The organism is Pseudobutyrivibrio sp. AR14 (assembly GCF_900101325.1).
Lineage (GTDB): Bacteria > Bacillota > Clostridia > Lachnospirales > Lachnospiraceae > Pseudobutyrivibrio.
The window spans coordinates 190,382-210,967 of sequence record NZ_FMUY01000002.1; the positions used below are offsets into that span (position 1 = coordinate 190,382).

Below are 20,586 nucleotides of genomic sequence, written 5' to 3' on the forward strand. Positions count from 1 at the left end.
GTGTATTGAGGAGGTAAGTTATGAACACTTTTGTAGATGCTCTTTTGAGCGAAAAGCCAGGAATAATCCCCGAGGAGTATGACTGGTTTAAGAAGCTGATTGGTGATTGGGACTGTGATTATTATGACGAGCTTGATGGGAAGAAACGTCATGTTAAGGGAGAGTGGATTTTTAGAAGAGTGCTAGAAGGAATAGGTATTCAGGATATTTTCATTTTTCCGTCTCGAGAGACTAGAGACAATAATCCCCAGCCTGATGGAGAATACGGAACATCTCTCAGAATTTTCAACAAAAATGATGATTGCTATGATGTTGTGTATACCTGTGAGGGGATAATGAAGAGGCTCACTTTTAGAAAAGAAGATGATAGGCTTGTGGGAAAAGTCCTTGATGAGGAAAGCACCTATTGGATTTTTTCTGACATCACAGATACTGGTTTTCACTGGGAATATGTGATAATAGATAAGGATGGAACTCGCAATTTAGTATGTGAGATTTTTGGTAAAAAATAGATTATAGATAACGGAAGGACAGATATTTCGAATATGCAGATTCTGAAAAAAGTCAGTAGCTTGTAAGTTTGCCTGTTATACAAAAATTTAAGCCACGGCATATGCCGTGGCTTTTCTCGAGTTTAGAACAATCTATTTAGTTTTCTGATTTTCCTGAAGCTTCATTGCACGAACCTTGAGTGGAAGTCCCCAAAGTGTGATAAATCCCTCTGCATCGTGGTGATCGTAAAGGTCGCCTGTAGTAAATGATGCAAGGCTCTCTGAGTAGAGAGAGTATGGTGAAGTAGTACCAGCCTTGATGATGTTGCCCTTGTAGAGCTTGAACTTAACTTCGCCAGTTACATATTCCTGAGTAGACTTTACAAATGCCTGAATAGCATCGCAAAGTGGTGTGAACCACTTGCCTTCGTAGCAAACCTGTGCAAGTTTTGCGCCCATTTCCTTTTTCATTTCCATTGTAGCGCGGTCAAGGCAAAGCTCCTCAAGCTGAGCATGAGCCTCCATAAGGATTGTACCGCCTGGTGTCTCGTAAACGCCACGAGATTTCATACCTACAACACGGTTCTCTACGATATCAATAATACCGATTCCGTTTCTTCCACCAATCTCGTTTAACTCTTTGATGATATCAGAAACTTTCATCTTTTTACCATTAACAGATGTAGGAACACCCTTTTCAAATGTCATTGTCACATACTCTGGCTTCTCTGGTGCCTTTTCTGGTGGAGTAGTGAGCATAAGAAGGTGCTCATAATTAGGCTCCTGTGATGGATCCTCAAGCTCAAGTCCCTCATGGCTGATGTGCCAAAGGTTACGGTCACGGCTGTATGACTGATCTGTTGAGAATGGAAGATCAATGCCGTGTGCCTTACAGTAATCAATCTCATCCTGACGAGACTGAAGCTTCCACTTGTCATTACGCCATGGAGCGATAACCTTGATGTCTGGAGCAAGAGCCTTGATACCAAGCTCGAAACGAATCTGATCATTACCCTTACCAGTAGCACCGTGGCAGATTGCAACAGCGCCTTCTTTTCTAGCAATCTCTACAAGCTTAGCTGCAATACCTGGACGAGCCATTGCAGTACCAAGTAAATATTTATTCTCATATACAGCACCTGCCTGAACGCAAGGTACGATGTAATTGTCGCAGAAGTCATCAACGATATCTTCTATATATAATTTAGCAGCACCAGAAGCTTTTGCTCTCTCTGAAAGACCGTCTAATTCTTCTCCCTGACCGCAATCGATACAACAACAAATTACTTCATATCCATAATTCTCCTTGAGCCATGGAATGATAGCAGTGGTATCAAGACCACCTGAATAAGCAAGTACAACTTTTTCCTGTGCCATAATATTTCTCCTTTATGTTTATATTTATTCGCTTGTTTTTGAATTATTAACACTGTACCACGTTAAAGTGGAAAATACAAGTGCAAATTTATGCATATTACAAGAATAAATATGAGGATTGTGAAAAATGTACTTGATTTATATGAATAATGAGTGTATATTTATGCAAAAATAATTCATAAAATTTTGCTGTAATACTTTACTTTGCGAAAGTGAAGTAATAGAATATAGCTGTTCGATTAAATGAAAAGGAGACTTGCTATGATTAAGGTTGGAATTATTGGAGCTACTGGTTATGCAGGAGCTGAAATTGTTAGATTGCTTTACAGCCATCCACAGGCACAGATTGTGTGGTACGGATCTAGATCTTATGTGGATGAGAGATTTGCTTCTATATATAAGAACATGTTCACATTGGTTGAGGACAAGTGTCTTGATGACAATATTTTAGAACTTTCAAAGCAGGTTGATGTTATATTTACAGCTACTCCTCAGGGCTATTTAGCTGGCGTGCTTACAGAGGAGATTCTTTCTAATTGTAAGGTGATTGATTTATCTGCTGACTATCGTATTAAGGATGTAGAGACTTATGAGAAATGGTACGGCATCACTCACAAGAGTCCGCAATTTATAGAAGAAGCTGTTTACGGACTCTGCGAGATTAACAGAGATAAGGAAGTAGGAGCAAGACTTATTGCTAATCCAGGTTGCTATACTACATGCTCTATACTTACAGCTTATCCACTTGTTAAGGCGGGACTTATTGATCCATCTACTCTTATTATTGATGCTAAGTCTGGTACTTCAGGTGCAGGCCGTGGAGCTAAGCTTCCTAACCTTTACTGCGAGGTTAATGAGAGTATCAAGGCATACGGTGTCACAACACATCGTCACACACCTGAGATTGAAGAGCAGCTTGGGTATGCATGTGGACAGAAGTTATTGCTCAACTTCACACCTCACCTTGTTCCTATGAATAGAGGAATATTAGTTACTGAATATGCAAGCCTTGTTAAAAAAGATGGCAAGCTTCCTTCAAAGGAAGAGGTTATGAAGGCATATCATGATGCATATGATGATGAGTTCTTTGTTCGTGTACTTGGTTACGGCGAGTGCCCAGAGACTAAATGGGTTGAGGGAAGCAATTTCGTTGATGTGAGCTGCATGATTGATGAGCGTACAGGTAGAGTTGTTATGATGGGTGCCCTTGATAATCTGGTTAAGGGTGCAGCTGGTCAGGCAGTTCAGAATATGAATATTATTTTTGGCTTAGATGAGAAAATGGGACTTGATTTTGCACCAATGTTCCCATAAGTAGGAGTTATTATGATTACAGAAAGCGTTAGTTTTAAGGTAAATTTAGGAGCTGATATGAATTATCAAATTAGGACAATGGAAGAAGAAGATTATGATGGCGTCTACAAGCTCTGGACTACAATCCATGGTTTTGCTATGCGTTCATTAGATGATTCTAAAGATGGTGTCACTAGAGTTCTTAGAAGAAATCCAGGGCTTTCTGTTGTAGCTGTTTCAGATGGCAAAATAGTTGGTTCCATTTTAGTAGGACATGATGGAAGACGTGCATGCTTTTATCATGTGTGTGTCCATGAGGATTATCGTAAGCAGGGCATTGGTAAGGCGATGGCAGCAGAGGCGATGGTTAGACTTAAGGACGAGGGAATCAATAAGATTCAGCTTGTTGCCTTTAGAGAAAATCAGCTTGGTAATAGCTTCTGGCAGGCTGAACAGTGGGAAAAAAGAGATGATTTAAATGTATATGATTTCGTTTTAAATGACGAGAATATCACAGCATTTAATAAGTAGGAGAAATATATGAAGGAAATCAAAGGCGGAATTACCGCAGCAAAAGGATTCAAAGCTGCCAGCACAGCAGCTGGTATTAAATATCAGGGACGTACTGATATGGCTATGGTTTATTCTGAAAAAACATGTGTCAGCGCAGGTACTTTTACAAGTAATGTGGTTAAGGCTGCATGTGTTCAGTGGGATATGGATATCGTAAATGCGAATAAACCTATTCAGGCAGTTGTTATCAATTCAGGAATTGCTAATGCATGTACTGGCAAGGAAGGATTTGATGCCTGTGAGGCCACTGCAAAGGGAGTTGAGAAGGCACTTTCTATTCCTTATGATTCTGTTGCAGTAGCATCAACTGGTGTAATTGGAATGCAGCTTCCAGTTGATAAGCTTGTAGCAGGAGTTGAGGCTATGGCGCCAAAGCTTGATGATAGCATAGAGGCTGGCACTGATGCATCAAAGGCTATTATGACAACAGACACTGTTAACAAGGAAATTGCAGTTGAGTTTGAAATTGGTGGTAAGACAGTGACGCTTGGGGGAATGAGCAAGGGCTCAGGTATGATTCATCCTAATATGTGTACAATGCTTGCTTTCCTTGGAACAGATATAGATATTGAAAAAAGCCTTTTACAGGAGGCTGTCAGCGAGGTTGTAGCAGACTCATTCAATATGATTACTGTAGACGGTGATACATCTACAAATGATACTTTGATTTGCATGGCAAATGGTTTGGCTGGCAATCCAAAGATTTCATCAAAGGGAGCTGATTTTGATACATTTAAAGAGGCATTAAAATTCGTATGTACGGATTTGGCAAAGAGAATGGCAGCTGATGGAGAGGGTGCTAGCAAGCTTTTTGAAGCAAAGGTTGTTAATGCCAAGTCTGTAGCAGACGCCAAGACATTATCTAGAGCTATCGTAGGTTCTAACCTTTCTAAGGCAGCAATATTTGGCTGCGACGCCAATTTCGGAAGATTCCTTTGTGCAATGGGATATTCTGGAGCTGATTTCGACCAGAATGATGTAGAACTTTTCTTTGAAAGTGTTAATGGCAGACTTCAGGTATTTGATAAGGGCACACCTATTGTGTTTGACGAGGATGAGGCACTTAAGATTATGAAGGCTGATGCAGTTACAGTATTTGTAGATATGCATGAGGGAGATGCAGAGGCTACAGCATGGGGTTGCGATTTGACCTACGATTACGTAAAGATTAATGCAGATTATCGTAGCTAAGTTAATTTATTAAGAGAGCAGTAACTAACAAGCTCATATATTAGTGAAGCTTACATTTAGTAAGCGGAACTAATCATATGGATTGTTAGTGTAACTGCGGACTAGGAGGATAAAATGGATAGTAGTATGCAGCCAATATTGGATAAGGCTCAGGTTTTAATCGAGGCTTTGCCATATATTCAGAGATTTAATCGTAAGATTATGATTGTTAAGTACGGCGGAAGCGCTATGGTTGACGAGGACTTAAAAAAGCAGGTTATTCAGGATGTTACTTTACTTAAGCTTGTTGGATTTAAGCCTATCATCGTTCACGGTGGTGGTAAGGAAATCAGCAAGTGGGTTGAGAAAAATGGTATCAAGCCAGAGTTTATCAATGGTCTTCGCAAGACTGACGAAGCTACAATGGAAATTGCGGAGATGGTTCTCAACAAGGTAAATAAATCACTTGTTCAAAATGTGCAGGCACTTGGAGTTAATGCTGTTGGTGTTTCTGGCAAGGATGGTGGACTTTTAAAGGTAGAAAAGAAGCTTTCTGATGGTCAGGACATCGGTTTCGTTGGAGAGATTACAGAGGTTAATCCAAAGATATTAGAGGATTTACTCGAGAAGGATTTCTTACCAATCGTTTGCCCAATTGGAATGGATGACAATTTTGAGACATACAATATCAATGCAGATGATGCAGCATGTGCTATTGCTAAGGCACTTCATGCTGAGAAACTTGCATTCCTTACAGATATTGAGGGTGTATACAAGGATAAGGATGACCCAGACACTCTTATTTCTGAAATTACAGTTGATGAAGCTAAGAGCCTTATTGGAGATGGCTATATAGGCGGTGGTATGCTTCCTAAGCTTACTAATTGTATTGATGCTATTGAGGAGGGCGTTAATAGAGTTCATATCTTAGATGGACGTATCGCTCATTGTTTATTACTTGAGTTCTTTACAAACAAAGGAATTGGTACAGCAATCATTGGCAACAAGGATACGAGGTATTATGATGAATAAGAAAGAATATATCGAGAAGGCTGATAAAAATTTACTACATGTATATAATCGATTTCCTGTAATTTTTGATTACGGTAAGGGTGTTTATCTCTACGATGAGTTGGATGAAAAGTATTTGGATTTCGCCTCAGGTATTGGCGTTATGGCATTTGGCTATGGTAATGAGGATTTTGAAAATGCTTTAACAACACAGCTTAAGAGAATCACTCACACTTCAAATCTCTACTATCATATTCCTATGATAGAGGCAGCAGAGAAGATAACAAAAGCTTCTGGCATGGATAAAGTATTCTTTACAAATTCAGGTGCCGAGGCAATAGAAGGCGCTCTTAAAACTGCTAAAAAATACGCATACACAAAAAAGGGCCCAGGTGATTATGAGATTATCGCTATGGAAAATAGTTTCCATGGCCGTACTGTAGGTTCACTTTCTGTTACAGGTACAGAGCATTATCGTGAGCCATTTTATCCTTTGATGTCTGGCGTTGAGTTTGCAACTTTCAACGATTTTGGTAGTGTGCTAGCTAAGCTTACTGACAAGACATGCGCTATCATTATGGAGACTGTTCAGGGAGAGGGCGGTCTCTATCCAGCAGATAAGGAATTTATTCAAAAGGTAAGACAGCTTTGCGATGAAAAGGATATTTTACTTATTTTAGATGAGGTTCAGTGTGGAATGGGCCGTACAGGTAGCATGTATGCATTCCAGCAGTATGATATTAAGCCAGACGTACTTACTACTGCAAAGGCTCTTGGTAACGGTGTTCCAGTTGGAGCATTTTGTGTTACTGACAAGGTGGCAGCTAGCTCATTAGTTCCAGGAGATCACGGAACAACATATGGTGGTAACCCACTTTGCACAGCTGCTGTTGCTCAGGTATTTGACATGTTTGAGGATTACAAGATGCTTGACCATGTTAATGCTATTACTCCATATTTCGAGCAGACTCTTGATAGACTAGTGGAGAAATATGATTTCATTACTGCAAGACGTGGAATGGGATTGATGCAGGGACTTGTTCTTACAATTCCAGTAAAAGAAGTTGTTACAAAAGCCCTCTTAGAAGAGCATTTAGTTGTTTTGTCAGCAGGTGCCGATGTACTTCGATTACTTCCTCCACTTGTTATAACTGAGCAGAATATTGATGAATTTAAGGAAAAAATCGAGAGAGTCTTTGAAAAATTTGTGTAAAAATGAGTACGCCATAAAGACGTAAAACTCTTGTAATATTTTTGATTTTTCGCTACAATGAACAGGACGATATTATATACTCCTATCTATGCATTTTAGGAGATTATGAAAAAATTTTTTAGTCTTGTTTGTTGTAGCATCTTTATTTTTACAGGGTGCGGCAAGGTATCTTATTTTCAATCCACAGATTCTAACGAAGTTATAAACGAGCAGACCGACGGGGGAGAGGTGGTGGTTGAAGAGAGTTCTTCGACTATCTATGTTCAGGTTGCAGGAGCGGTAACGACACCAGGAGTTTATGAGCTTCAGTCAGATTCTAGAGTATATTCGGCTATTGAGGCTGCCGGTGGTCTTTTAGATTCAGCAGATGACAGTGATATTAATCAGGCTGCCATTCTAGAAGATGGTCAAAAGATATACATTTACACTGTGGATGAAAGAGAAGCACTTGAAATTGAAGCACCTACACAGACGGCTAATGATGGACTTATCAATATAAATACTGCCACCGTAGGCGAGCTTACTAATTTGCCAGGTATAGGAGAGGCTAAGGCATCTCAGATAGTAGCGTACAGAGATGCTAATGGGGCGTTTTCTTCTATCGATGACATTAAAAAAGTCTCAGGAATCGGTGATGGTATTTTCAATCAAATTAATTCACTAATAAAAATATAGAAAAATAGAGGGTTATTATGGCTAAAAAAGTATTGGTTGTAGACGATGAAAAGCTTATCGTAAAGGGAATTAGATTTTCTTTAGAGCAGGACGGTATGGAAGTTGATTGTGCCTATGATGGTCAGGAGGCTCTTGATCTTGCCACTGCTAATCATTATGACATGATTTTACTGGATGTTATGCTTCCAAAGCTTGACGGATTTGAAGTTTGCCAGAATATTAGAGAATTTTCTAACGTTCCAATCGTTATGCTTACTGCAAAGGGCGACGATATGGACAAGATTCTTGGACTTGAATACGGTGCTGACGACTATATTACAAAGCCATTTAACATTCTCGAGGTAAAGGCTAGAATCAAGGCGATTATGCGTCGTGCTGCCGCTGGACAGCCAGCTGAAGAAGAGAAAAAGGTTGATGAAAACACAATCGAAGATGGTGATATCATCTTAGATAAGAGAAATAGAAATGTTACTATTTTAGGTACTGAGTACAACTTGACTGCAAAAGAATTTGAGATGATGGTTTTACTCGTTACTAATCCTAAGGTAGTATTCTCCCGAGAGGATCTTCTTAACAAGATTTGGGGCCCAGATTATCCTGGAGATGAGCGTACAGTTGATGTTCATATTCGTCGTCTTCGTGAGAAAATTGAGCCTAATCCTAAGGAGCCAAAATACGTTCGCACAAAATGGGGAGTTGGCTATTATTATCAATAAGATTTGTCTAGGGAACGAGTTTTTTAATGAAGAAGCATTTTAGTTTTTCTGCACATTTTCATAGCTTAAGATTTAAAATTGCAATAATAGTATTATTAGTAGGCATCATACCATTTATGGTGTGTGTGCCTATTTCTTTGAAAGCTTACAAGTCTGTAGCCATTCATACGGATGCCACCAATCTTATGGCGGAGGCTGTTCAATACAATAATCAGATAGTCACTAGCGGCTATGTTGCTGGCGAGGAGAACAGAGTCCTTGATACAAAACTCAAGGCAGTTGCTGACAGCAATAACGGTCGTATCTTAGTTATTAATTCCAACCTTAAAATTGTTAGAGATTCATTTTCCGTTGATATGGGTAAGACTGTCATTTGGAAAAATATTATTGACACTCTTCAGGGAAATCAGCTTTATTATTACGACGAGAACACTAAAACTATCATTGTTTCTGTGCCACTTACTAATTCTCAGGGAGAGATAGTAGGTGCTCTTGTAATGAACAAATCTACTGATTACGTTGAACAGAATATAGATATTTTTGTTTCCTACATGCTTATTGGAGGCGTAATTGTCACATTGTTTTCTATACTTGTGGCAGTATTTTGCGCTATTAGATTTTCTAGGCCAATTAAGAATATGTCTACTTCGTTGGATGGAATTATTCGAGAGTATACCAACGAACTTCCGGAGCAGAAATCATTTACAGAGCTTGAACAGGTCTCAGGAAAGTTTAATGAGGTAATAGGAAAGCTTCAATCTATCGATGAGTCTAGACAGGAATTTGTTTCAAATGTCTCCCACGAGTTAAAGACTCCACTTACATCTATGAAAGTTCTTGCTGATTCTCTTAATGGTTCAGATAATGTGCCTATTGAGATGTATCGTGAGTTCATGGTGGATATTGGAGAGGAGATTGATCGCGAGACAAAGATAATTAATGACCTGTTGAGTCTTGTTCGAATGGATAAAAGTGGAGCCAAGCTTAATGTTTCAGCGGTTAATATTAATGAGCTGATTGAGCATATTTTAAAGAGACTTAAGCCTATTGCTGATAAGGCAGATATTGAGGTTGTTTTTGAGTCATTTAGACCTGTTGTTGCAGAGGTTGATGAAGTAAAGTTCACTCTTGTAATTACAAATCTTGTGGAAAATGCAATCAAATACAATAACCAAGGTGGATGGGTTCATATTTCTCTTAATTCTGACCATCAATTCTTCTATATTAAGGTGGAGGATAATGGTCTAGGTATTCCTGAGGAATCAGCACCACATATTTTCGAGAGATTTTACCGTGCAGACAAGTCACATTCTAGAGAAATCGGTGGAACTGGACTGGGTCTTGCTATTACAAAGAGTGCTATAGCAATGCATAATGGAGAAGTCAAAGTACGTTCAAAGCTGGGAGAGGGTTCTACCTTTGATGTACGTATACCTCTAAATTATATTGAGAAGGAGAATCAATAATGAAGAGGATAGTTTCGACAATACTTATAATTTGCATATTGTTTACCTTTGACGCATGTGGTCACAAGGATAAGGTTAGTCAGTACAAAATTTACTACGTAAATACGGATAAAAATGGACTTACACCAGTAAATTATAAATATAAGTCTAATGAAGGTGCACAGCGTATTTCTGAGGCTCTTAATCAGCTTGCTGAAAAGACAGATTCTGTTGATTACATGGCGACTATTCCAGCAGGGGTGGATGTAGATAGATGGGAGCTTGACGATGGAAGTCTCAGCCTTTATCTGACAGGAGATTACGAGAGTTTAGACATCTACACAGAGATACTTGTACGAGCTGCTATTGTTAAGACACTTACACTTATTGAAGGTGTGGATTCCGTTTCGCTTTTTGTAAATGATAAGCCATACACAGATGCTTCCGGGGAGATTCTTGGAGCTATGACATCTGATACATTTATAGATGATTTTGGTCAGGAGACAGATTCCCTTTTGTCTACAGACCTTACACTTTATTTTGCAAGTGCGGACGGCGTATCTTTGGTACCTGAGACTCGACAGGTATATTACAGCCGTAATTTACCTCCAGAGAAACTTATAGTTGAACAACTTTTAAATGGCCCAGATTCTTCTGATTTACTAGCTACGTTGCCTGCAGGTACAAAGATTAATTCTATTTCTGTTTCCGAAAATGGAGTATGTATTGTTAATTTGGATGCTACTTTTGAGACGGCGCTTACAGATATTACAGAGAATGTTACTGTTTATTCTATAGTTAATTCCCTTACAGAAATAGATTCGATTAAGCAAGTTCAAATACTTGTTAATGCGGAGACGCCACATCTTTCTAACTTGGATGTTGATTTATCTGCACCTATTTCAAGAAATGAAGAAATAATCAATTCAGGAAATGGTAATGGTCTTTCTTCAGAAGAGGATGATACAGATTACACTTACGACTATATGGATTATAGTGAATATGTGGAAGACAATGGCACTTCTGAAGAGGAGAATGCCACTGAGAATCCAGAAGATACTAGTTCAGAAAAATAGTTATTAGTACAGATTTAAAAGGAGGAAATATGTTGCAAGGACGGAGTCTTTGTAAAATTTTCTTGCTTATAGTGATAATGATTGCCTTAAGCGCTTATGGACCCTATGATTTTTTAGGGCTATACGGCGCTTCTGGGGCAGTTGATATGTTCTTGACTGATGGAGATAGCGTTTGTTCCACCGGTCAAATATATCGCAAGGAAATAAAAAATAATCAAACGCAATATTTCATTAAAGATGCCCAGGTTATCACAGACCGAGGGACGTTATCGGATATATCTTATACATTCAATTTCGATTCTGATTCTTTTCCTATCAAAAGCAAAATTAAATTAAGTGGTACAGTTTCTAAGTTCATGGAATCGAGAAATCAAGGGGAATTTAACATCAAGGACTATTACAATTCAAATGGTGTTTATTTTCAAATCAATGAAGTGGAAGTAATAGATGTTAATGAGCCGGATCATTTCGATTATGATTGTTTCTACAGACTAAATAAGTCGGTTGTCAGTTTGTACAGTAGAGTACTTGCACCTAGTGAGGCTGGTATTCTATCAAGTATTGTGGCGGGCAATAAATCGGAACTTGATGAGAATACACGGAGTCTTTTTCAAGGAGTGGGACTTGCCCATATACTTGCAGTATCTGGCTTGCACGTATCAATTGTGTGCATGCTTTTGTATAAGCTCCTTAGAAGGTTCGGCGTCAGCTTTTTGCTTAGTTCTATTTTTGCAGGGGCAGTTGCTTTTTCTTACGGCATATTTACTGGAGGGAGTTTGTCTTCTGTTAGGGCAATAGGTATGTTTCTATTCTATCTACTGGCTCAAGTCCTTGGTGAATCCTATGATATGCTAACAGCGGCTGGGGCTATGGCAATAATACTATTAGTGACTAACCCTCTATATATTAAAAATGGTAGTTTTCTTCTTTCATTTGGTGCAATTCTTGGCATTTGGTACATAGCGATTCCCCTAAATAAAAGTTTTATGATGTTTAGAAAAGAGCAAAAAAATAGATGGAACCTAAGATGGCATTGTCATGGGAGAATGGGAGATATTTTTTTAAAATCGATTAACAAGTTGATTGATTACATTGCAGGCACCCTTATTTTTTCGTTTGGAATAAATGTGGGAATGCTTCCCCTTTTGGTAATGCTTTATCATGAGGTGCCAACATATTCGCTTATATTGAATATTCTAATTCTTCCTGTTATGCCATTATTACTTTTGCTTGGAATTGTCGGTGGAATTATGGGGATACTTGTTGGAATTGGTATTGCTGAGATTATATTGAAACCTTGTCATTTTCTTATTATGTACATGGAAGCAATATCGGAATTGTTTTTGGGATTACCACACTCGAAGCTGATTGTTGGTGCTCATGGATTTATGTTTATTGTTGTGTACTATCTTTTGGTGATACTTCTTGTTAGATATAAGAACAGAATTATTAGATATATTGGCTTAATTGGCATATATCTTATGTGGCTTATACCTTTTAATGGGGGATTTGAAATTGACTTTTTGGATGTAGGGCAAGGAGACGGAATATATGTGAACTCAGGTGACGGAATCCATTATTTTATTGATGGCGGCAGTACTTCAAAAAGTAAAGTGGGTGAGTATACCATATTACCTTTCTTGAAATACAAGGGTGTATCATCGATAGATTATTGGTTTTTATCCCACATGGATGAAGACCATGTGTCAGGAGTATTTGAGCTGCTAGAGCAGGATTATAAGATTGAAAACATAGTTTTATCGGCAGAGATTCCAAAGGATGACACTCTTGTGGAGCTGATTGGGCTTGCGGAGGAAAAGGGCACAGAAATTTTATATATGAATAGTGGAGATGTTCTTGGTTCAAAGCATCTTAGATTTACATGTGTATATCCTAATGATAGTGCTGCAGTCCATGTTTCTAGTGAAGGGGAAATAGATCTCAATGCTTTATCGTTATGCTTGCTGATGGAATATGACAGGGACGGAGATGGAGTATGTGATTACGCTGGATTTTTCGGAGGAGATATTTCCTCAGAACAGGAAACTATAATTGCTGATTTGGGATTGGTAAAAGATATTGATTTACTTAAGGCAAGCCATCATGGTAGTCGCTTCAGTTCGGATTCTACTTTCCTAGAATCTTTATCTCCCGAAACTGCAGTAATTAGCTGCTCTAAAAGAAACAGATACGGGCACCCTTCAATTGAGGCTATTGAGAGAATCGAAGATGCGGGTGCAGAAATATTTTATACCATGAATTCAGGACAAATATCTATTTCAGATGAAGGAATATGGTCATTTATCCCATGAGAGCTATCGGCCTACTGCCTGTAAGAGAAAATGCAATATAAGTAGTAGGGGGATGTAGAGGTAGTACTGCTTAGATTAGGAAATTTATTTTAGGCAGTAGGAAATTTTGTATAGGTTACTGCCTATGGAGAAAAATGGCATATAGGCAGTAGGGAAATGGGGGATGGCTACTGCCTATAAGGGAAAATAGATTTTAAGCAGTAGCCCTTTTTGGAAAAGTTACAGCCTAAATTGAAAAAGGAAATATAAGCAGTAATGAATTCGAAAATGGCTACTGCCTGTATAGAAAAATAGAATTTAGACAGTAGCGTGGTTGGAGAATGGTACTGCTTAAACAGAAAAAAGCATAATAAGCAGTAACTAATTTAAAAAGTGATACTGCCTGTATTAATAAATTCAATCTAGGCAGTAGTTTGTAAATAAAATATAGAAGGAGTTATGAAATGAGTATTATTGAAAAGACATTAAATGAAAAGTTAGAGGATATTAATAAGCATCTAGAGATGGTTGACGTTATGCTAGGAGAATGTAGAGAGATTCCTGATTACAAAGTAAGAGTTACATCTGGAAATGGTTGTAGCCAATATTATTATAGAAATGATGCGAATGAATATATCTATATTCCATCGGCAAAGAGGGATTTTGCTAAAAGGCTTATTCAGAAGGATTATTATAATAGAGTGAAAGAGGAACTTACACAACAGAAAAGATTATTAGAAAGATTTATTTCAGGCTACAAGGTTGATGCTCTAGAAAATGTTTACAGAAAATCTTGCAAAGGCAGGAAAAATCTCTTGAAACCTATTGAATTAACAGATGAAGAGTATATTGAAAAGTGGATGGAAAAACATCAGGGGATGCAAAATCCGTACAATGCAAATATGTCTATTAAGACAAAAAGAGGTGAATATGTCAGATCGAAATCTGAAAAGATATTGGCAGATTTATTTTATGAAAATGGTATTCCTTATCAGTATGAGCCGGCCTTTAGATTGATTAATGGTAAGCTTGTTTATCCTGATTTTGTTTTGCTTAATGTGAGAGAGCGAAAGACATATTATTGGGAGCATTATGGATTAGCATCAGATGAATCATATTCAAATAAAAACATAGATAAATTGTGCCTTTATGAAAATTCTGGTCTTAGAATTGGTGACAATTTGATTATTTCTCTTGAAGCAGAAGGGATTCCACTTGATATTTCTTTGATTCAGGAGAAGATTACGAATATTCTATTGTAGATAGCGTTATCTGCATGTTTAAGAATTGCAAATATGTCTAGGTTTTTAGGCCTTTATTAAATAGAAATGTGTATTATTACCGGATTTGAGCTATAATACATGCTAGTTGTAAAATAAGGAAATAATGGAGAATTAAAATGGCAGAAGAAAAGACAAATGTTATGCGCACTCTTGCACAGAAGAAAATAGATTATGTTGGACTTACTTATGAGCCTGATGCCTCTTTGACTGGTGAGCAGATAGCTGAGAAAATGGGTGAGGATCCAAAATGTGTTTTCAAGACTCTTGTGACACAAGGGAAATCAAAAACATATTACGTTTTCGTTGTTCCTGTGGAAAAGGAATTGGACTTAAAGAAGGCGGCAAAGGCAGTTGGAGAAAAGTCTATCGATATGTTGCCTCTGAAAGAGCTGCTTCCACTTACGGGATATGTTCATGGGGGATGTTCTCCAATAGGAATGAAAAAATTCTTTAGGACTACTTTTGACGAGAGTCTAAATCAGCTTGAAAAGGTTTACTTTTCTGGCGGAAAAGTAGGCTTTCAGGTTCAGATTGCGGTAAAAGATATAGAAAAAGTAATTAGATACCAGATAGCAGATGTATGCTGTTAACAACTTTTTTTGGAGGGAATAATGAGTAGAAAAAGAAGACAAAAAAGAACCTTTAGTATAATTCTCATTATTGTGGCACTTCTTTTGGTTATTGGTGTTGCTGCATATATTATACTTAGCAAAAAGGATAGTGACACAAGTTTAGTTTCATCAGATGCTAATAATACTCAACAGAGTGATTCAAGTACTCAGCAAAGTGACTTAGATACTAATGCTGGCGCGGGAGATAATCAGTCTACAGAAGAGCAGGATGAAAGTGCAGGAATTACATTTGAAGAGCTTTCAAAACATAACTATTCACTTTCTTCGGGAGCTGGTGCTTGGTCAGATGATTTTAATATAGAAAAAGATGGATTTTTCCATGGACATTATCACGATATGGATATGGGTGATACTGGAGATGATTATCCTAATGGAACAATGTACATATGTGATTATGAGGGACATCTTTCAAATATACAAAAGATAGATGAATATACTTGTAAGATGGAAGTTTCGGATCTTAAAGTAACAAGTTCTGAGACTGAATATATAGAAGGTGGTGTTAGGTATATTCCTTCGGAACCTTATGCATTTTGCGATACTGAGGAGATTGAAATATATCTACCAGGGAAACCTACATCAGAGATTTCTGAGGAGTTACAGGTTTGGCTTGGCTTTGTCTACTTAGATGAAGTTCCAGAAAAGATTGAGGACATAGCATTAGTAAATGCTAGCCAAGAGCTTGGAATGCCTTCCTTTGATAGGAAAGATGCTAAGGAAGAGGCTAAGGACTTTTACAATAATGCAAAAAGCAGCTATGACTATTTTAATGAAAGCCTTCAGTCTGCATTAACTACAGCAGAAATGGTTGATATATCTTCAGCTCAAGCTAATGCAGTTGATGATATACTTAACGAGATGTGGATTCTTGTTAAATATAATACAGACGAGGAAACATTTAATAAAGCCCTTGATGAGCAGAGACAGTGGCTTGCTGATAGAGACAAGCAGTTAGATGAGTTGCCTAACGAAGGTTCCCTTGCGCCGGTGGATCGCAATGGTCTTTATGCTGAGTTGACCCTTGAAAGATGCGAAGAGCTTTTAAAGTATTTTGATTAGTAACAGTAGAGTCTTGTTAAACTTCAAAAATTATGGTAGGATAACAGACGAAAAGCGATGACAGAAACAGTAGTATATGAGGAAACTAAGAGAGAGGGCGCCTAGGCTGGAAGCGTCTAGTGGATACATATATGAACACCATTCTCGAGCTGAACGTAGAAGCATATTTTGTGCGAAGCGTCTCCGGGTAGTTCCGTTAAAGACAAAATGAGTGAAACACTAAGGTGGAACCGTGCTATTAGAATTTATGCACCCTTAGGAAAGGCCTATGTAATGGCGCTTTCTAGGGTGCTTTTTTATTATTAGTAGCACCCTTAGTACAAGTAATAACTTTATTCATTCATTATAAAAAGGAGAAAATCATGGTTAATTTCAAAGAAGATGAGGCACTTAACACTCTCAATCATTCATGTGCGCATATGATGGCACAGGCTGTTAAGCATCTTTATCCAAATGCTAAATTCTGGGTTGGTCCAGTAGTAGAAGAGGGATTCTATTATGACATGGATCTTGGCGATGTTATGCTTACTGATGAGGATATCGCTAAAATCGAAAAAGAGATGAAGAAGGTAGCTAAATCAGGCTGCAAGATTTATCGTAGAGAGATTTCAAAGGCTGAGGCTCTTGAGATGTTCAAGGATGACCCATATAAAATTGACTTAATTAATAATATGGATGAGAATACTCAGACTATCTCATGCTATGACCAGGGCGATTTCACAGATCTTTGCCGTGGACCACACGTAGACAATGTTAAGCTTTGCCGTTACTTCAAGCTTATTAAGCACTCTGGTGCATACTGGAAAGGTGATGCTGAGAATCAGGTTCTTAACCGTGTATACGGTGTTTGTTTCCCAACACAGGAGCAGCTTGATGAGCATCTTGCACTTCTTGAGGAGGCTAAGGAGCGCGACCATCGTAAGATTGGTAAAGATATGCAGCTTTTCATGGCTGATGACTTAATTGGTCGTGGACTTCCAATGTACCTTCCTAATGGTTATACAATTTGGACAGAGCTTGAGAACTACATCCGTAATAAGGAGCGCAAGCTTGGATACTTACACGTAATGACACCTTGTGTTGGTACAGTTCAGCTTTATCAGACATCTGGTCACTGGGATCACTACAAGGAGAATATGTTCCCAGCTATGGAAGTAGAGGGAGAGAATTTCGTTCTTCGTCCTATGAACTGCCCACACCACATGAGAATATTTGCAAATAGACCACATTCTTATAAGGAGCTTCCTATTCGTATAGCTGAAATCGCTCACGATTTCCGTTTCGAGTCGTCAGGAACACTTAAGGGTATTGAAAGAGGTCGTCATTTCTGCCAGAACGATTCACATATCTTCTGTACACAGGATCAGATTAAGTCTGAAGTTAAGAGCGTATGTGACCTTATCTTCAGCACATATGAGGATTTCGGTATCACAGATTATAGATGTGTTCTTTCACTTAGAGATCCAGCTGATACTAAGAAGTATCATCAGGATGATGCTATGTGGAACACAGCTGAGCAGGCTCTTCGTGAGACTCTTACTGAGATTGGTATTGAGTTTACAGAGGAGATTGGTGAGGCTGCATTCTACGGACCAAAGCTTGATGTTAATGTTAAGCCAGCTATTGGTAACGAGATTACACTTTCTACATGTCAGCTTGATTTCTGCTTACCTGCAAAGTTTGATCTTACATACACAGATGCAGATAGCAACAAGCAGACACCTGTTGTTATCCATAGAGCTATTCTTGGTTCGCTTGATAGATTTATGGCATACATTCTTGAGGAGACAAAGGGAAATCTTCCTCTTTGGCTTGCACCAACACAGGTTAAGGTACTTCCTGTAAAGAATGATGATGACGAACTTAATGCATACTCACAGAAGCTTGTTGATGCTTTAAACGATGCAGATGTAAGGGTTGAGTTTGATACACGTTCAGAGAAGCTTGGTTACAAGATGCGTGAGGCTCAGATTCAAAAGGTTCCTTATCTTGCAGTTCTTGGTAAGAATGAGGAGGCTGATGGCACTGTTTCATACAGACTTCACGGTGAGCAAGGAACTACAACAGTTAAGTTTGATGAGTTCGTTGAGCTTATTGTTAATGAAATCAAGACTAAGGGTCGTAAATAATAGGAGCACATATGGCAGAAGCAGTTGTTGTACTTAAAAAGGGTGAAGGTAGAACAATTAAAGCTGGTGGGGCTTGGATTTTTGACAACGAGATTGATACCATAACCGGTTCTTTTGAAAATGGTGATATTGTTATAGTCCATGATTTTGATGGTTATATGATGGGACGTGGCTTTATTAACACCAATTCAAAGATTAGAGTTCGCATGCTTACCCGAGACAAGGAGCAACAAATCGATGATGAGTTTATTCGTATGCGAGTGAAAAACGCATGGGAATATCGAAAAAGCGTATTGCTTCCAGTTGATTTAAATTGTTGTCGTGTTATCTTTGGTGAGGCCGATTTTTTACCAGGTCTTGTCATAGATAAATATGATGATGTGCTTGTGATTGAGTCACTGGCGCTTGGTATTGACAAGTTTAAGATTCAAATTGTTGAATATTTAAAAGAGCTTCTTTTGGCTGATGGATTTACTGTTCGCGGTGTATATGAGCGAAGCGATGCAGCTGTCAGAAAGAAAGAGGGGCTAGCACCTTACAAGGGATTCATTGGTGAAGAGTTTGATACTAATGTTGAGATAGTAGAGAACGGTGTTCACTATATGGTGGATGTTGTAAATGGTCAAAAGACAGGATTTTTCCTGGATCAGAAGTACAATCGTCTAGCTATACAGCGACTATGTAAGGATAAGAGAGTTTTAGATTGTTTTACCCATATGGGTACATTTGCATTAAATGCAGGTATTGCTGGAGCAGCAGAGGTTACAGGTCTTGATATCTCTGATTTTGCTGTAAAGCAGGCTACTGACAATGCCAAACTTAATGGTCTGGATGAAAGAGTTAAATTTAGACAGGCCAATGTTTTGGATGAACTTCCAAAACTAAACGAAGCGGGAGAGAGATATGATGTGGTAATTCTTGACCCTCCTGCATTTACGAAGTCTAGAGAGGCTACAAAAAATGCCATGAAGGGGTATCGTGAGATTAACATGAAGGGAATGAAGCTGGTAAAAGATGGCGGATACCTTGCTACATGCTCATGTTCTCACTTTATGACACAGGAGCTTTTCGTTAAAGTTATAGGTCAAGCTGCAAAGGCAGCCCATAAGAGACTGCGTCAGGTTGAGTTTAGAACTCAGGCGCCAGATCATCCAATTCTTTGGGCAGCTGATGAAAGCTATTATTTAAAATTCCTTGTTTTCCAAGTGGTTGACGAGAAATAGAACTGTTAATTTTATAAGATTCATATTATTAACCGCCTGCATTTATAGAAATTCAGGCGGTTTTATTGTTATAATACACACATGAGTAAAAATATTTCTAAAGGATTATTATTATCAAATATTAAAAAGGATTACACTTTATCTATTGTTGCTAAACTTAAAGGTAAAAAGGTAGATTTACCACTTGAGTATGCAGAACTAACAGATGAAGAGTATGAAGAATTGACTGAGAAATATGGTCAGGAGATTTTGCCTCTTGAGCCTATAGTAAGTCAGTGGGAAAAGAAGCTTCTTGAGATTTCTTTTAAAGGTCATGAGTCTGTTCTTGAGCTTTTTGTGGTTACCAATGAAGAAGTTTTTCAGTGGGTTGCTGTGAAGGTTTTCAGAATAAATCTATCTACTGGTAGATATATTAATATGATCACATCTAGTCTGTTATATGGAAAGAAGTATAATCGCAGACGTGGTGTAAGAATCAATGTTGATAAGGTAATGAATCTAGAGCAGGAAGGGGAGACCTTCCATGTTATAGTTAAGGATTTATCTTACTGTGGCGTTGGATTCTTTGAATTAGGTGAAGGAATGGTAAAAAAAGGTGTGCCATTTATATTACATCTAACAGAGCCAGGTGAAGACGGCGAAGAAAAGCTTGTTTGTAAGTTAGTAGGAAAAATATTAAATCAGAGAAATGATTCAGGTGGCATATTTAGTGGATGTATTTTATCTACTAAGCATGCAGCTTTTCTCCAGAAATATATAGCCATGAAACAGTTGGAGCAGATTAGTGGAAGAAAGCAAGACTTCAGAATCACACATAATGTCATCGGTGAAAACTGGAAGAGGGATAGAGCAGAAAGACTCAAAGCTTCTAAATAAAAAATATTAAGAATTTGGTATTTTATATCAATTCAATATATTTAGGAGTAAGG

The 20,586-nt window shown here is 38.2% G+C and carries 18 protein-coding genes; 17 read left to right on the forward strand and 1 reads right to left on the reverse strand.

Going from position 1 to position 20,586, the window contains the following annotated elements; all coding sequences use genetic code 11:
* Positions 1-20 precede the first annotated feature (20 nt).
* Positions 21-512, forward strand: a complete 492-nt coding sequence (locus BLP50_RS02660) for a hypothetical protein (protein ID WP_090150560.1) — start codon at positions 21-23, stop codon at positions 510-512.
* A gap of 132 nt (positions 513-644) precedes the next feature.
* Here the strand turns inward: BLP50_RS02660 and BLP50_RS02665 are convergent, their stop codons facing one another.
* Positions 645-1,868: an argininosuccinate synthase gene (locus tag BLP50_RS02665; protein ID WP_090150562.1), complete on the reverse strand. Its 1,224-nt coding sequence runs from the start codon at positions 1,866-1,868 to the stop codon at positions 645-647.
* Positions 1,869-2,129: 261 nt separating this feature from the next.
* Between BLP50_RS02665 and argC the strand changes: the two genes are divergently transcribed.
* From argC to BLP50_RS02745, 16 genes are all read left to right on the forward strand, one after another.
* Positions 2,130-3,182 carry an N-acetyl-gamma-glutamyl-phosphate reductase gene (gene argC / locus BLP50_RS02670; protein WP_090150567.1) on the forward strand — a complete coding sequence of 351 codons (1,053 nt, stop codon included), beginning with the start codon at positions 2,130-2,132 and terminating at the stop codon, positions 3,180-3,182.
* 12 nt (positions 3,183-3,194) lie between these two features.
* Positions 3,195-3,692, forward strand: coding sequence for a GNAT family N-acetyltransferase (locus BLP50_RS02675; protein WP_242869204.1), 498 nt, complete (start codon positions 3,195-3,197; stop codon positions 3,690-3,692).
* A gap of 9 nt (positions 3,693-3,701) precedes the next feature.
* Complete coding sequence (gene argJ, locus BLP50_RS02680) at positions 3,702-4,925, forward strand: bifunctional glutamate N-acetyltransferase/amino-acid acetyltransferase ArgJ (RefSeq protein WP_090150570.1); 1,224 nt, start codon at positions 3,702-3,704, stop codon at positions 4,923-4,925.
* A gap of 114 nt (positions 4,926-5,039) precedes the next feature.
* The gene (argB, locus tag BLP50_RS02685; protein ID WP_090150573.1) at positions 5,040-5,936 is read left to right on the forward strand and encodes an acetylglutamate kinase; all 897 of its coding nucleotides are present in this window, start codon (positions 5,040-5,042) and stop codon (positions 5,934-5,936) included.
* On the forward strand, positions 5,929-7,128 hold the full coding sequence (locus tag BLP50_RS02690) for an aspartate aminotransferase family protein (RefSeq protein WP_090150575.1): 1,200 nt from the start codon (positions 5,929-5,931) through the stop codon (positions 7,126-7,128). The genes argB and BLP50_RS02690 overlap by 8 nt, the downstream gene beginning before the upstream one ends.
* Before the next feature lie 105 nt (positions 7,129-7,233).
* Positions 7,234-7,803 carry a ComEA family DNA-binding protein gene (locus tag BLP50_RS02695; protein WP_090150578.1) on the forward strand — a complete coding sequence of 190 codons (570 nt, stop codon included), beginning with the start codon at positions 7,234-7,236 and terminating at the stop codon, positions 7,801-7,803.
* A 17-nt stretch (positions 7,804-7,820) separates the two neighbouring features.
* Positions 7,821-8,519: a response regulator transcription factor gene (locus BLP50_RS02700; RefSeq protein WP_090150581.1), complete on the forward strand. Its 699-nt coding sequence runs from the start codon at positions 7,821-7,823 to the stop codon at positions 8,517-8,519.
* A 26-nt stretch (positions 8,520-8,545) separates the two neighbouring features.
* A complete protein-coding gene (locus BLP50_RS02705) occupies positions 8,546-9,985 on the forward strand; it encodes a sensor histidine kinase (RefSeq protein WP_090150584.1) in 1,440 nt (479 codons plus the stop codon).
* On the forward strand, positions 9,985-11,040 hold the full coding sequence (locus BLP50_RS02710) for a GerMN domain-containing protein (RefSeq protein WP_090150587.1): 1,056 nt from the start codon (positions 9,985-9,987) through the stop codon (positions 11,038-11,040). The genes BLP50_RS02705 and BLP50_RS02710 overlap by 1 nt, the downstream gene beginning before the upstream one ends.
* 29 nt (positions 11,041-11,069) lie before the next feature.
* Complete coding sequence (locus tag BLP50_RS02715; protein WP_090150590.1) at positions 11,070-13,352, forward strand: DNA internalization-related competence protein ComEC/Rec2; 2,283 nt, start codon at positions 11,070-11,072, stop codon at positions 13,350-13,352.
* 443 nt (positions 13,353-13,795) lie between these two features.
* On the forward strand, positions 13,796-14,593 hold the full coding sequence (locus BLP50_RS02720) for a hypothetical protein (RefSeq protein WP_090150593.1): 798 nt from the start codon (positions 13,796-13,798) through the stop codon (positions 14,591-14,593).
* 137 nt (positions 14,594-14,730) lie between these two features.
* A complete protein-coding gene (gene ybaK, locus BLP50_RS02725; RefSeq protein WP_090150596.1) occupies positions 14,731-15,204 on the forward strand; it encodes a Cys-tRNA(Pro) deacylase in 474 nt (157 codons plus the stop codon).
* Positions 15,205-15,225: 21 nt separating this feature from the next.
* Positions 15,226-16,305, forward strand: a complete 1,080-nt coding sequence (locus BLP50_RS02730) for a lysozyme inhibitor LprI family protein (RefSeq protein WP_090150599.1) — start codon at positions 15,226-15,228, stop codon at positions 16,303-16,305.
* 362 nt (positions 16,306-16,667) lie between these two features.
* The gene (thrS, locus tag BLP50_RS02735; RefSeq protein ID WP_090150602.1) at positions 16,668-18,434 is read left to right on the forward strand and encodes a threonine--tRNA ligase; all 1,767 of its coding nucleotides are present in this window, start codon (positions 16,668-16,670) and stop codon (positions 18,432-18,434) included.
* Positions 18,435-18,445: 11 nt separating this feature from the next.
* Positions 18,446-19,657 carry a class I SAM-dependent rRNA methyltransferase gene (locus tag BLP50_RS02740; protein WP_090150605.1) on the forward strand — a complete coding sequence of 404 codons (1,212 nt, stop codon included), beginning with the start codon at positions 18,446-18,448 and terminating at the stop codon, positions 19,655-19,657.
* An 81-nt stretch (positions 19,658-19,738) separates the two neighbouring features.
* Positions 19,739-20,533 carry a PilZ domain-containing protein gene (locus BLP50_RS02745; RefSeq protein WP_090150609.1) on the forward strand — a complete coding sequence of 265 codons (795 nt, stop codon included), beginning with the start codon at positions 19,739-19,741 and terminating at the stop codon, positions 20,531-20,533.
* The last annotated feature ends 53 nt before the right edge of the window (positions 20,534-20,586 follow it).